The organism is Spirillospora sp. NBC_01491 (assembly GCF_036227065.1).
In the GTDB taxonomy this organism is placed as follows: Bacteria; Actinomycetota; Actinomycetes; order Streptosporangiales; family Streptosporangiaceae; genus Spirillospora; species Spirillospora xylanilytica.
Map to the genome: position 1 here is coordinate 3935188 of NZ_CP109432.1, position 12753 is coordinate 3947940.

Below are 12753 nucleotides of genomic sequence, written 5' to 3' on the forward strand. Positions count from 1 at the left end.
GGTGCCGGTCCTCCGGGCTGCGCCGGATCGTTCAGCGGCGTGGTCATGATCCCCCTCCGAAGACGTTCTGCCCGTTGATCCAGGTCGCATGCGCGCGGTGCCCCGGGCCGAGCCAGACCAGGTCGGCCGCGGCGCCCGGCGCGATCCGGCCGAGGTCGGGCCGGCCGATCAGGTCGGCGGGCACGCGGGTGGCGGCCTCGATCGCGGTCACCTGGTCGACGCCGATCCGGACCGCGTTGCCGACCGCGTCGTCCAGCCGCAGCCCCGACCCGGCGAGGGTGCCGTCGGCGCGCAGCGGCGGCCCCTCCGCCGGCATCGTGATCGGCTCGCCGCCCAGCTCGTAGCCGCCCGGCGGCATCCCCGCGGACGCGGCGGCGTCGGTGACGAGCACGACCCGTCCGGCGGCAGCGCGGAAGACCAGCTCGCAGACCGGCGCCGCGACATGGTGCAGGTCGACGATCAGGCCCGGGCTCAGCCGGGTGTCGACGAGCGCCTGCGCGGCGACCCCGGGGTCGCGGTGGTGCACGCCGGACTGCGCGTTGAAGATGTGGGTGACCTTGCGGGCCCCGGCGTCCGCCGCCGCCGCGACCTGCTCGGCGGTGGCGTCGCTGTGGCCGACGCTGACCAGTACGCCGTTCGCGGTGAGGGTGCGGATCGCGTCGAGCGCGCCGTCCCGCTCGGGGGCGAGGGTGACCAGCTTGACCAGCCCGGTCTCCAGCAGCGCGGCGATCGCGGCGGGCGTCGGGTCGGTCAGGTGCGCGGCGTTGTGCGCGCCCTTGCGCTTCTCCGCCAGGAACGGGCCCTCCAGGTGCACGCCGAGGACGCGCGACCCGGCGGGCAGGCCCGGCAGCAGGTCGCGGGCCCGGCGCAGCGCCTCGGCCTGGATCCGGACGGGAGCGGTGATGAAGGTGGGGAGGAACGAGGTCACGCCGGTCTCGGGCAGCCGGGACACGACCGTGTGCCAGCCGCGCGCGTCGGCGTCCACCATGTCGTGGCCGTAGTAGCCGTTCACCTGGAGGTCGACCAGGCCGGGCGCGAGCACGCCGTCCGGCAGGTCCACGTCCGGCCGCGCGCCGGGATGGCCCTCGCCGACCTCGGCGATCAGGCCGTTCTCCACCCGGACGAAGCCCGGGCCCTGGAGCCGGGCGGGACCGCCCCCGGGCGAGGTGATCAGGCTGTTCGCGGTGATCAGCAGTGAGGCCATGGGACGCGCACCCTCCGTGACGCCGTATCCGCAGGTCGCCGGGTCGGCGACTGGTCTAGTCCGGACTAGACCAGTCTGCACCATACTGCACCGAACAGGAAGAGCGAAGACGCGGGCCTTCCCGCCGGGACCCGATCCCGCCCGGACGGCCGCCGGACCCTCGTCCCGACCTGTGGGTCCCCCTGCTCCAGAGGCGGCCCAGCAGGCGATCCGGCGTTACTCACCTGTGCATTGACACGCCTTCGACCCCTGTGGTCTAGTCCGGCCTAGACCAGTACGCGCACGACGATCCGGACACTCCGGCACCGGCCCCGGGCCATCGAGGACATCCACGTGACGACCATCGATCCGAACAGCCCCGTACCGAAGTACTTCCAGCTCCGTGCCATCCTGCTCGAACTGATCGAGAGCGCGGAACTGCCCGTCGACGCCCCGATCCCGTCCGAACGCGAGCTGTGCGCGCGGTACGAGCTGTCCCGCATGACCGTCCGGCAGGGCGTCGACCAGCTCGTCACCGAGGGCCGGCTCTACCGGGTGCCGGGCAAGGGCACCTTCGTCGCCCGCCCCAAGATCGAGATGCCGCTGCGGCTGGTCTCCTTCACCGAGGACATGCTCAGCCGCGGGCTGCGGCCCGGCGCGGTCGACCTCGACCGGCGCACCGTCGCCGCCGACACCCGCCTCGCCCGCGTCTTCGAGGTCGAGCCGGGCACCGCGATCCACCTGGTCGAGCGGCTGCGCACCGCCGACGGCGAGCCGATGGCGCTCGAACGCTCGCACATCCTGGCCTCGCTCGCCCCCGACCTGCTCGACCGGCGGCTCGCCGACCGCTCGCTGTACGGCGTACTGGAGGCCGTCTACGGGCTGGTGTTCGACGCCGGCGACCAGACCATCGACGCCGTCCTCGCCGACGCCGCCGACGCCCGGCACCTCCAGATCCCCCGCGGCAGCGCCGCGCTGCTGCTGCAACGCCGCTCCTACACCAGCGGCATCTGCGCCGAACTGGGCGTGTCGACCTACCGGGCCGACCGCTACCAGATCCACACCGCCCTCGGCGACCCCCCGCCGCACTCCTGACCGCCCGGAGCTCCGGCCGCTCCCAACCCTTCGGAGATCCCTCGACGCGCCCCCGACACCTTCGGTCACCGAGGAGGAACCCCCCACATGAGCTCGACCACCGCGACCGGTCCCGCCGCGCCGCGCCGCGGGTCCGCCGCCCTCGCCGTGCTCCAGCGCATCGGCCGCGCCCTCATGCTGCCGATCGCCGTCCTCCCCGCGGCCGGGCTGCTCCAGCGGCTGGGCCAGCCCGACGTGCTCGGCAACGCCCCCGGCGCGGACCACTGGATCAGCTTCTCCGGCGGCTCCTGGTACCCCAGCGCCGACCAGGTCGCGCAGGTGTTCGGCGGAGCCGGCAGCGCGCTGTTCGACTGGATGCCGCTGCTGTTCGCGGTGGGTGTCGCGGTGGGGTTCGCCAAGAAGTCGGACGGCTCGACCGGGCTCGCCGCGGTGGTCGGCTACATGGTCTTCCACTACGTCAGCATGAACGTGTTCTTCATCCGGTTCGACGACGACCTCAAGGCCAAGATCAGCAAGCGGCTCTTCGACCCGGCCCATCCCGGCACCCCCACCACCGTCCTGGACCTGGCCACGCAGAACCCCACCCGGGTCCTCGGCGGGATCGTGATCGGCATCGTCACCGCCCTGCTCTACCAGCGCTTCTACCGGATCAAGCTGCCCACCTGGCTGGCCTTCTTCGGGGGCCGCCGGTTCGTGCCGATCATCACCGCGGTCGCCTCGCTCGCGCTCGGCGTGGTCTTCGGCTTCGTCTGGCCGTTCCTCGGCACGTTGCTCACCGGCTTCGGCGGCTGGATGGCCGACAACAGCACCGTCGGCGCCGGCGTCTACGGCGTGATCAACCGGCTGCTGCTGCCGCTCGGCCTGCACCACATCCCCAACAACGTGGTCTGGACCCAGATCCCCGAGTGCACCGTGGGCGGCAAGAGCTACGCCGGCGACCTCAACTGCTATGCCAACGGCGCGGACGGCGCCGGCTGGTCGATGACCGGATTCTTCCCGGTCCTGATGTTCGCGCTGCCCGCCGCCGCGCTGGCCATCTGGCAGGCCGCGCCCAAGCACCGCCGTGCGGCCGTCGGCGGCATCATGCTGTCCGCCGCGCTCACCGCGTTCGTCACCGGCATCACCGAGCCGATCGAGTTCGCGTTCATCTTCGTCGCCCCCGTCCTGTTCGGCGTGCACGCGGTGCTGACCGGGATCTCGATGGCGGTCGCCGACGCGCTCGGGATGAAGCTCGGGTTCAGCTTCTCCGCCGGGGCCATCGACATGCTGATCAACGGGTCCCGGAGCAACACCAGGAACCTGGTGCCGCTGATCATCATGGGATTGGTCTACGCGGCGGTCTACTACCTGATGTTCAGCTTCCTGATCCGCAGGCTGAACATCCCCACCCCGGGCCGCGAACCCGATGGCGAGGAGTCGGTCGCCGCCGATCCCGTCACCGACCCGGAACTGGCCGCGGGCACGAAGGCCGGCGCCGAGACGAACGCCGAGACCGGTGCCGAGACGGGCGCCGAATCCCGGAGCATGGCCGGCACCGCGAACAAACGCAACAATTCCACCGATCCGCAGGACACCCCGAGCACCGGTTAGTGCCTGCCGATGACGCGTGAAAAATCGCACGCCGGGCCGGCGCATAGGAATGCGGTGTGACGTCGGGTATGTGCGCGGTGTGACGCCCAATTCGGCGCCGCTAAAGGGCGGGACAACGCAGAGCGCGCGTTACCGCTGCGTCCGCATCCGGTCCCCGGCGTATTTTCCCGGCCCTTCGCGCCTCCTGTTATCGGCGCCGCCGCCCACGGCGGCGCCGCCACGATGACTGGAGGCACCATGCCCAAGCGCACGACGAACCCGGCCGTCCGCATCGTCCCCTACACCGGCCGGTCCCGGGCGTCCGCCCGGACCACGCAGGACCCGGCCCGGAGCCCGTACGCCGCCGCCCACGGGGCGCATGGGACGGACGGGGCGCTGGCGCTCAGCAGACCCGCCGTCCCGGCCGCCCGCCGGCCCAACCCCTTGCGCCTCGTCCGGCCCGACGAACGGGCGGAGACCGACCTGCGCGCCGTCGCCGAGGCGACCGTACGGCTCGTCGCCGAGGTGCTCGCCGGGATGCGGACGCCGCACCACCTCGCCCACCAGGCCCTCCCGGAGGTCTGCCGCGGCCTCGCCGGGCACCGGGCTCCGACGGCCCTCGGAGCCCGGATCGCCCCGCCCCAGGTGCTGACCACCTGGCTCCAGGAACCCGCCCCCGGCAGCGCCGAGACGGGCGCGGTACTCGTCCTGGACGGCCGCGTCCAGGCGCTCGCCCTCAGGCTGGAGCACCGGCGCGGCCGATGGCGGTGCACCGCCGTCGAGACCAGCGGTCCCGCACACCGGCGGCGACCGGCGCTCCCCACCGCGAGGCCGTGACGGGAGCCCGGCCGGCGCGAGAGGGCGGCGGCGTGCCCCCGGTCGTCAGGCCGTGAACGCGGAAGCGGCCTCCCGGGAACCGATCCCGGGAGGCCGCTTCGGCCCGGCGTGCGCCCTACTTGCCGCGCGGGTCGCCGTGGCAGCGCTTGAACTTCTTGCCCGAGCCGCAGGGGCACGGGTCGTTGCGGGACACGCCCGCGTACTCGTCCTCGGTCTCCTCACTGTGCAGCTCCACGCCGCCCTCACCGTCGACGGTGGGCGCCGAGTACTCCAGCTTCTTGGGCCGCTTCGGCTCGTCCAGGCCCTTGGCGTGGATCGTGGGGGCCTCGCCGCCGGCCGGGACCTCGTCGGCCTCGGTGTCGGCCTCAGCCTCGACCTCGGTGCCGGTGTCGGCCTCAGCCTCGGCCTCGGCCGTGTCGTCGTCGGAGGCGGTCTTGGAGAGCGCCACCGGGTTGGCCCCGACGGTGGGCGCGGCCTGCTGCTCGTCGACCTCGACCTCGAGGTTGAACAGGTAGCCGACCGACTCCTCCTTGATGCCGTCGAGCATCGCGTTGAACATGTCGTAGCCCTCGCGCTGGTACTCCACCAGCGGGTCGCGCTGCGCCATGGCCCGCAGGCCGATGCCCTCCTGGAGGTAGTCCATCTCGTACAGGTGCTCGCGCCACTTGCGGTCGAGCACCGACAGGACCACGCGCCGCTCCAGCTCGCGCACGACGTCGGCGCCGAGCTCCTCCTCGCGCGCCGCGTAGGCGGCCTTGGCGTCCTCGCGGATCTTCTCCGACAGCGTCTCGGCGTCGAGGCCGGAGATGTCGCCGCCGACCTCCTCGACCAGCTCCTCGACGGTCAGCTTGATCGGGTAGAGCTGCTTGAACGCCTTCCACAGCTTCTCGAGGTCCCACTCCTCGGCGAACCGCTCGGCGGTGGCGCCCGCGACGTAGCCCTGGACGACCTCGTCGATCATCAGGAGGACCTGCTCCTGGAGGTCGGCGCCCTCCAGCACCTGGCGGCGCTCGCCGTAGATGACCTTGCGCTGCCGGTTGAGCACCTCGTCGTACTTCAGGACGTTCTTGCGCATCTCGAAGTTCTGCTGCTCGATCTGGCTCTGCGCCGACCGGATCGCCTTGGAGACGATGCCGGACTCGATCGGCACGTCGTCCGGGATGTTCAGCCGCGACATGATCGCCTCGACCCGGGCGGAGTTGAACAGCCGCATCAGGTCGTCCTCGAGGGACAGGTAGAACCGCGACTCGCCCGGGTCGCCCTGCCGGCCGGACCGGCCGCGGAGCTGGTTGTCGATCCGCCGCGACTCGTGCCGCTCGGTCGCCAGCACGTACAGCCCGCCCGCCTCGACGACCTGCTCGTGCTCGCCCTTGACGGCCTCCTTCGCCTTCTCCAGCGCCTCGGGCCAGGCCGCCTCGTACTCCTCGGGCGTCTCCAGCGGCGACAGGCCCCGCTGGTGCAGCTCCAGGTCGGCCCGGAAGTCGGGGTTGCCGCCGAGCATGATGTCGGTGCCGCGGCCGGCCATGTTGGTCGCCACGGTCACGCCGCCCTTACGGCCGGCCTCGGCGACGATCTCCGACTCCTTCTCGTGCGCCTTGGCGTTCAGCACCTGGTGCGGGATGCCGCGCCGCTTGAGCATCCTGGACAGCCGCTCGGACTTCTCCACCGACGTGGTGCCGACCAGGATCGGCTGGCCCTTCTCGTGGCGCTCGGAGATGTCCTCGACGACCGCCTCGAACTTGGCCTGCTCGGTCTTGTAGACGACGTCGGCGACGTCCTCGCGGACCATCGGCTTGTTCGTCGGGATCGGCACGACGCCGATCTTGTAGGTCTTGTTGAACTCGGCGGCCTCGGTGTCGGCGGTGCCGGTCATGCCCGAGAGCTTGTTGTAGAGGCGGAAGAAGTTCTGGAGGGTGATGGTGGCCAGGGTCTGGTTCTCGTCCTTGATCGCCACCTCCTCCTTCGCCTCGATCGCCTGGTGCATGCCCTCGTTGTAGCGGCGCCCGTGCAGGATGCGGCCGGTGAACTCGTCGACGATCAGGACCTCGCCGTTCATCACGACGTAGTCCTTGTCGAGCTTGTAGAGCTCCTTGGCCTTCAGCGCGTTGTTGAGGAAGCTGACCAGCGGCGTGTTGACCGAGTCGTAGAGGTTGTCGATGCCGAGCCAGTCCTCGACCTTCTCCACGCCGGACTCGGTGATGCCGACCGTGCGCTTCTTCTCGTTGACCTCGTAGTCGCCCGGCCCGTACTCGTCGACCTGGCCGGCGGTGCTGACCAGCTCGGCCCGCTTCAGCCGCGGGACGATCTTGGCGAACTCCGAGTACCACTTGGAGTTCTGCTCGGCCGGGCCCGAGATGATCAGCGGCGTCCGGGCCTCGTCGATCAGGATCGAGTCGACCTCGTCGACGATGGCGTAGTTGTGGCCGCGCTGGACGCACTCGTCCAGGCTCCAGGCCATGTTGTCGCGCAGGTAGTCGAACCCGAACTCGTTGTTGGTGCCATAGGTGATGTCGGCGTTGTAAGCGACCCGGCGCTCGTCCGGCGTCATCTGCGGGAGGATGACACCGATCTCGAGCCCGAGGAACTGGTGCACGCGGCCCATCCACTCGGCGTCGCGCTTGGCGAGGTAGTCGTTGACGGTGACGACGTGCACGCCCTCGCCGCTCAGGGCGTTGAGGTAGGCCGGGAGCACACAGGTGAGGGTCTTGCCCTCACCGGTCTTCATCTCGGCGATGTTCCCCAGGTGCAGTGCGGCGCCGCCCATGAGCTGGACGTCGTAGGGCCGCTGCCCGAGCACGCGCTTGGCCGCCTCGCGGACCGTGGCGAACGCCTCGGGCAGCAGGTCGTCCAGGGACTCGCCCTCGGCGATCCGCTCCCGGTACTTGTCGGTCAGCTCACGCAACTCGGCGTCGCTCATCTCGAGGAAGTCCTCCTCGATCGAGTTGACCTGATCCGCGAGCTTGTGGAGCTTGCGCTTGATCTTACCTTCGCCCGCACGAAGGATCTTATCGATGACTGGCGGCACTCTCGGAGGCTCCTTGCAGATCGTGGGTCACCGCTCCCGGCGGTACGCACACCACACGTACGATGCCCATCGTAGGCGAGACCCAGAATGGTCTAGGTCACCCCGCAGCGCAATCCACTGCGCGCCTGTTTGACCGGCCGGATCCAGCGGAAGGTCTCCCAGTGCAGCCGCGAGGAGGCGTCATGACCGAAGAATCGTACGGATCGCACGCCGGACGGCCCGGCTCCTGGCTCGCCGTCCTGATCATCTTCATCGGCTTCCTGCTCGGCGGGATCGCCCTGTGCATCGGCCCCCTGTGGATCGCGTTCTGGGTCGGGATCGCCGTGGTCGCCGTCGGCGTCCTGGTGAGCGGGCTGGTCCACCTCTTCTCCGACATCGTCCTGGACGCGCCCAGGGTCATTCCGGAGATCGTCGACTATTCGCTGTTCGGCAGCCACACCACCAAGCGGCGTGGCGGCCTGACCGGCGAGACCGCGCACAAGCCCATCGCGACCGACACGCAGGAGGCCCCGCACGGCTGAGCCGTCACCCGGCGGCCCGGACCACGGCGGCCACCTGCGCCCCGTCCAGCCCGGGGTCGAGCCGCTCGACGCGCACGTCGTCGCACCCGACCCAACCGGCCGCCCGCCACAGCGCGGCGCCGAGGGCCGCCGCCGACGCCTCGGTCCGCGCCCGCGTCCGCGTCGCCGACGGCTCGAACGACACCTGCCGCGCGACCAGCGTCGTGCCCTCCCGCGCCGGGTCGACCCGGCCGAGCAGCCGCCCGCCCGACAGCAGCGGCATCGCGAAGTAGCCGTGGACCCGCTTGGCCTTGGGCACGTACGCCTCGAGCCGGTGATCGAAGCCGAACACCCGCGACGTCCGGGCCCGGTCCCAGACCAGCGAGTCGAACGGTGACAGCAGCGTCGTCACGTGCCGCCCCCGGGCCGGCTCGGCGAGCGCGGCCGGATCGGCCCACGCGGCGTGCCGCCAGCCCTCCACCCGCACCGGGACCAGGCCCGTCGCCCCGATCACGGCGTCGACCTGCTCGGCCTTGACCCGGTAGTAGTCGGCCAGGTCGGCGCGGGTCGCCACCCCCAGCGCCCGCCCCGCCCGCGCCACCAGCGCCTCCAGGCACGCCTCGTCGTCGGGCTCCTGGTCGAGCAGGGGCGCCGGCACCGCACGCTCGGCCAGGTCGTACACCCGCCGCCAGCCGACCCGCCGCGCGCACACGACCTCGCCGACGTCCAGCAGCCACTCGATGCCGATCTTGTGATCGCTCCAGTCCCACCAGTCGGCGCTCGCCTTCGCCCCGCCGAGCTCCTTGGTGGTGAGCGGCCCGTCGGCCCTCAGCCGCGCCAGGATCTCCTGGCAGACCCCCTCGGGCACCTTGTGCCACCGCCACCCGCGCCGCCGGAAGGCCCGCCGCCGGAACGCGAACAGCGGCCACTCGTCCATCGGCAGCACCGACGCCGCGTGCGCCCAGTACTCGAACGCGCCGCTCCCCCAGTAGGCCGCCTCCACCGCGTCGCGCCCGACTGCCCCGAGCCGTGCGTAGGGGACCAGCTCGTGCGAACGCGCCAGCACCGAGATCGTGTCGAGCTGGACGGCCCCCAGCCGCCTCAGCAGCCCCGTCACCCCGCCGGCGCCCCGCGCCCCCAGAAGCCCTTGTGCACGCAGCTGAAGCCGCCGCACCTCGTCCGCACTGAGCTCAGCCTCGATCACGCCGCGATGCTACGACACGACACCGACAAAAGGGGATAGCCGGTAGCGGCGGAGCGGGAGGGGGCTCTCCAGGTGGACGGCGTGCGAGGCGATGAGCGAGGGAGACAAGGGGACGCTAAGGACGCCGGAGGTGCTCGGGCGATGCGCAAGGCAGCAGAGCGCGGGCCGGACGGCCTGGGCGGGCCCTGTGCGGACGGGGACGCCGTGGGCCTGGAGGGCGGCGGTGGGGTGGCTGACGGGGCGGGTCAGGTGATCTCTAGGAGTTTCTCGCGGACCGCATAGACGACCGCCTCCATCCGGGAGTGGAGCTGGAGCTTCTCCAGGATGTTGCGGACGTGGTTCTTGACCGTGTTCTCGGAGATGAAGAGCTCGCGGGCGATCTCGCGGTTGCCGAGGCCGCGGGCGACCAGGCGGAGGACTTCCATCTCGCGTTCGGTGAGGCGGGGCGCGGGGACCTGCTGGGTGCGCTCCTCGCTGCGCTTGGCCAGGGAGGCGAACTCGGTGATGAGCTTGGACGCCATCGAGGGGCTGATCAGCGACTGGCCGCCGTGCACCGCGCGGACCGCCTGCGGGACCTCGTCGATGGAGATCTCCTTGAGCAGGTAGCCGCTGGCCCCGGCCTTGATCGCCTCGAAGAGGTCCTCCTCCTCGTCGCTGATGGTCAGCATCACGATCTTGGCGCTGGGGGCGGCGTCCTTGATGGCGGTGCAGGCCTCGATGCCGCTGCGGCGGGGCATCCGGATGTCCATCAGAACCACGTCGGGCAGCAGGTCGCCGGCCATCTCGACCGCCTCGTGGCCGTCGCCGCCCTCGCCGATGACCTCGATGTCGGTCTCGCCCTGGAGGACCATCTCCAGGCCGCGGCGGAAGAGCGCGTGGTCGTCGACGATCAGTACCCGGATGGGGTCGGCCGCGCCGGCCTCGGTCGCGTCGGCCTGACGGGGTACCGCCGCGGCGCCGCGAGCCTCGGGATTCTCGCTCACCTGAGTCGCGGCGTGGAGGAGACGCCGCTTCCCCCCTTCACTGTCAGTGATCTGGGTCTGCCGGAGGGTCCGGGCCCGGCCCGGAGACAGCCGCCGTGGTCGCGGTGGCCCCTCGGGCCACCGCGACCACGGCCTTGCTGGTAACGCCTTTCTAGATCATGACACGCTCTGGGCGGTGACGTGACGCAAGTACCACATCACTCTTCGACAAGACGGATGACGCCGTAGTCCCAGCCTCGCCGGCGGTAGACGACCGAGGGGTGGCCGTCGGCCTTGTCACGGAAGAGGAAGAAGTCGTGGCCGACCAGTTCCATCTCGAAGAGGGCCTGCTCGATGCCCATCGGCTCGGCCTTGTGGTACTTCTCGCGGACGACGACGGGGCCGTCGCCCTCCATCGGGATCGGGATCAGCTGCTCGTCCGCGGCCGGCATCGGATCGTAACGGCCGGTGCCCGCGGGTTCGGCGGCCCGGCCCGCGTCCGCGGGCACGGTCTCCAGGGGCTCGGGGAGCGGTTCCGCCGCGGCCGGCCTGGCCCGCGATCTGCCGCCATGGTGCGCCTTGCGCCGGTCGCCGTCGCGGCGCAGCCGGGACTCCAGCTTGTCGAGCGCCAGGTCGAGCGCTCCGTAGCGGTCGTCGGCGGCGGCCTCGGCCCGGATCACCGGGCCGCGCGACTGGATGGTCAGCTCGACCCGCTCACGCTGGTCGGCCAGCTTCGGATTGCGTTCCTCAGAGACCTCCACATCGACGCGGATGACCTTCTGGTTGAGCCGTTCGATCTTGGCCAGTTTGGCATCGACGTGCCGTCGGAACCTGTCGTTGACGTCGGTGTGCCGGCCCCTCACGGTGATGTCCACGCGGGACCCCCCTTCTGCCGGTTGCGATTCTCGCCCGGTCCGGGGCTCCTGATGGCCCCGGACGGACGCCACAGCTCGGTGGGTCGCACCCGCCCGGCCGACCTGGTCTTCGTCCCCACATCCGCCTGCTGAGGGGCTCGCGGCGCTTTCGCCACTACTGCCCTTCTCCCGGTCCGGGGAATATCGGATTCCCCGGTGAGGCAGGACTTACTTCTAAGGCGCACCGTGATCGGTCGACGAGAAGTCGCCTTACGTGGGCCGTTTCGCCTGCGCCTGGCATCGGCTAGCCGGATCGCCTGGCGTGCTCCTGACGAGCACGGCGATCCAACGCAACCACGGACCCGGGCGGGTGCCATGTCAGGAACGCTAACCCCTTACGCCGCGAATGTCAGGGGGGTGGAGCGAGGAAAAACTCACGGACCGTCATCGAGAGTGCTCGCAGCGCCGCTCCGGCCCCCCTTTCCGGCTCGCCCACAAGTCATGCATCCCCGTGTCCGCAGGGCTTTCGCGGCTTTCGCCGGCACCCAGGCCATGCCGAGCGGGCGGAGCGGCATGTTGCAAAGATCTCTTCAACTGCCATGACGCCGCGTGACGGTTGATGAAGCAATCAATCCGACGTGCCACCACAAGTCGGACAGTTCTCAACTACGGATGGTAACCACCTACCGGGTCGGGGGCCGGAACGAAGATTGTCACCCGCTCGTTGCCACGGTGTGGCAGAACCACCGCCCCTCGACGCCGGGGAAGGGCGCCCGCCGGCCGCGCGAAGGCTCACCCGCCCCTGCGCAGCGGTGTGGCGGCCACCGTCGCGGCCCCCACGACCAGGGCCCCGGCCTGCCGCAGCGCCCGGGCGGCCTCGGCCAGCGAGGCCCCCGTAGTGATCACGTCGTCGACCACGATCACCCCGCGTCCGGCCACCGGGACGCGCGGCACGACCTCGAGCGCGCCGGCCAGGTTGGCCGCCCGCTCACCGGCCGTGAGCCCCGCCTGATCGGCCACGGGCCGCCGCTGCCGCAGCGCGCCGAGCCCCGTGGCGCGCAGGCCGCCCGCGCGCAGCACCCGGACCGCGACCGCCGCCATCCGGTGCGTGGGGTCATGCCCGCGCCGCCGTAGCGCCGCCCGCGCCGACGGAACCGGCACCAGCACCGGCCCCGGCGCCTGCTCCGGCGGATCGGGCCCCGGCACCGGTTCGGCCACCGCGGCCACGGTGGCCAGAACGGCCCGGCTGAGGGTGGCGCCCAGCGGGCGGGCGAGAGAGGTACGGCCGCGTTCCTTGTGCGCGGCGATGATCGCCCGAACCGGCCCGCCGTAGTCGGCCACCGTCCAGGTCTGCGGGAGGCCGGGGAGGCCGGGACCGAGGCGGACGGCGCGGGCGGGGACGGTCAGGGGCATGGCGCAGGCCGCGCACAGCAGGCCGGAGGCCAGGGCACAGCCCGCACATCGCTCCGGCAGGACCAGTTGGATCAGGCTCGTCGGCAGGCTCATGCCTCGACGATGCCGGGC

10 protein-coding genes are annotated in these 12753 nt (G+C 71.5%); 4 read left to right on the plus strand and 6 right to left on the minus strand.

Translation table 11 applies throughout. The annotated features are described in order from the left end of the window. Positions 1-43: 43 nt before the first annotated feature. Positions 44-1204 carry an N-acetylglucosamine-6-phosphate deacetylase gene (gene nagA / locus OHA34_RS18285; protein ID WP_285942399.1) on the minus strand — a complete coding sequence of 387 codons (1161 nt, stop codon included), beginning with the start codon at positions 1202-1204 and terminating at the stop codon, positions 44-46. A gap of 333 nt (positions 1205-1537) precedes the next feature. Here nagA and OHA34_RS18290 point away from each other — a divergent pair, with 333 nt between their 5' ends. The 3 genes from OHA34_RS18290 to OHA34_RS18300 all read left to right on the plus strand — a co-directional run bounded on the left by OHA34_RS18290 (position 1538) and on the right by OHA34_RS18300 (position 4684). Further along, positions 1538-2278: a GntR family transcriptional regulator gene (locus OHA34_RS18290; RefSeq protein ID WP_285942401.1), complete on the plus strand. Its 741-nt coding sequence runs from the start codon at positions 1538-1540 to the stop codon at positions 2276-2278. A gap of 87 nt (positions 2279-2365) precedes the next feature. Then, positions 2366-3868, plus strand: a complete 1503-nt coding sequence (locus OHA34_RS18295) for a PTS transporter subunit EIIC (protein ID WP_329522302.1) — start codon at positions 2366-2368, stop codon at positions 3866-3868. A 237-nt stretch (positions 3869-4105) separates the two neighbouring features. Further along, positions 4106-4684 (plus strand): Rv3235 family protein, encoded by a 579-nt coding sequence (locus OHA34_RS18300; RefSeq protein ID WP_329522303.1) that lies wholly within the window; start codon positions 4106-4108, stop codon positions 4682-4684. A gap of 115 nt (positions 4685-4799) precedes the next feature. On the opposite strand, the gene secA is transcribed toward OHA34_RS18300, so the two are convergent. Further along, positions 4800-7709, minus strand: a complete 2910-nt coding sequence (gene secA, locus OHA34_RS18305; RefSeq protein ID WP_285942406.1) for a preprotein translocase subunit SecA — start codon at positions 7707-7709, stop codon at positions 4800-4802. Positions 7710-7891: 182 nt separating this feature from the next. On the opposite strand from secA, the gene OHA34_RS18310 reads away from it, so the two are divergent. Next, the gene (locus tag OHA34_RS18310) at positions 7892-8230 is read left to right on the plus strand and encodes an HGxxPAAW family protein (RefSeq protein WP_285942408.1); all 339 of its coding nucleotides are present in this window, start codon (positions 7892-7894) and stop codon (positions 8228-8230) included. A 4-nt stretch (positions 8231-8234) separates the two neighbouring features. Here the strand turns inward: OHA34_RS18310 and OHA34_RS18315 are convergent, their stop codons facing one another. The 4 genes from OHA34_RS18315 to OHA34_RS18330 all read right to left on the minus strand — a co-directional run bounded on the left by OHA34_RS18315 (position 8235) and on the right by OHA34_RS18330 (position 12735). Then, positions 8235-9413 (minus strand): winged helix-turn-helix domain-containing protein, encoded by a 1179-nt coding sequence (locus OHA34_RS18315; RefSeq protein WP_285942409.1) that lies wholly within the window; start codon positions 9411-9413, stop codon positions 8235-8237. 245 nt (positions 9414-9658) lie between these two features. Beyond that, positions 9659-10396, minus strand: coding sequence for a response regulator (locus tag OHA34_RS18320; RefSeq protein ID WP_285942411.1), 738 nt, complete (start codon positions 10394-10396; stop codon positions 9659-9661). A gap of 197 nt (positions 10397-10593) precedes the next feature. Next, entirely contained in the window at positions 10594-11250 is a 657-nt protein-coding gene (gene hpf, locus OHA34_RS18325) for a ribosome hibernation-promoting factor, HPF/YfiA family (protein WP_285942413.1), read from the minus strand. Between the two features lie 771 nt (positions 11251-12021). Beyond that, positions 12022-12735, minus strand: coding sequence for a ComF family protein (locus OHA34_RS18330; protein WP_329522304.1), 714 nt, complete (start codon positions 12733-12735; stop codon positions 12022-12024). Positions 12736-12753: the final 18 nt, after the last annotated feature.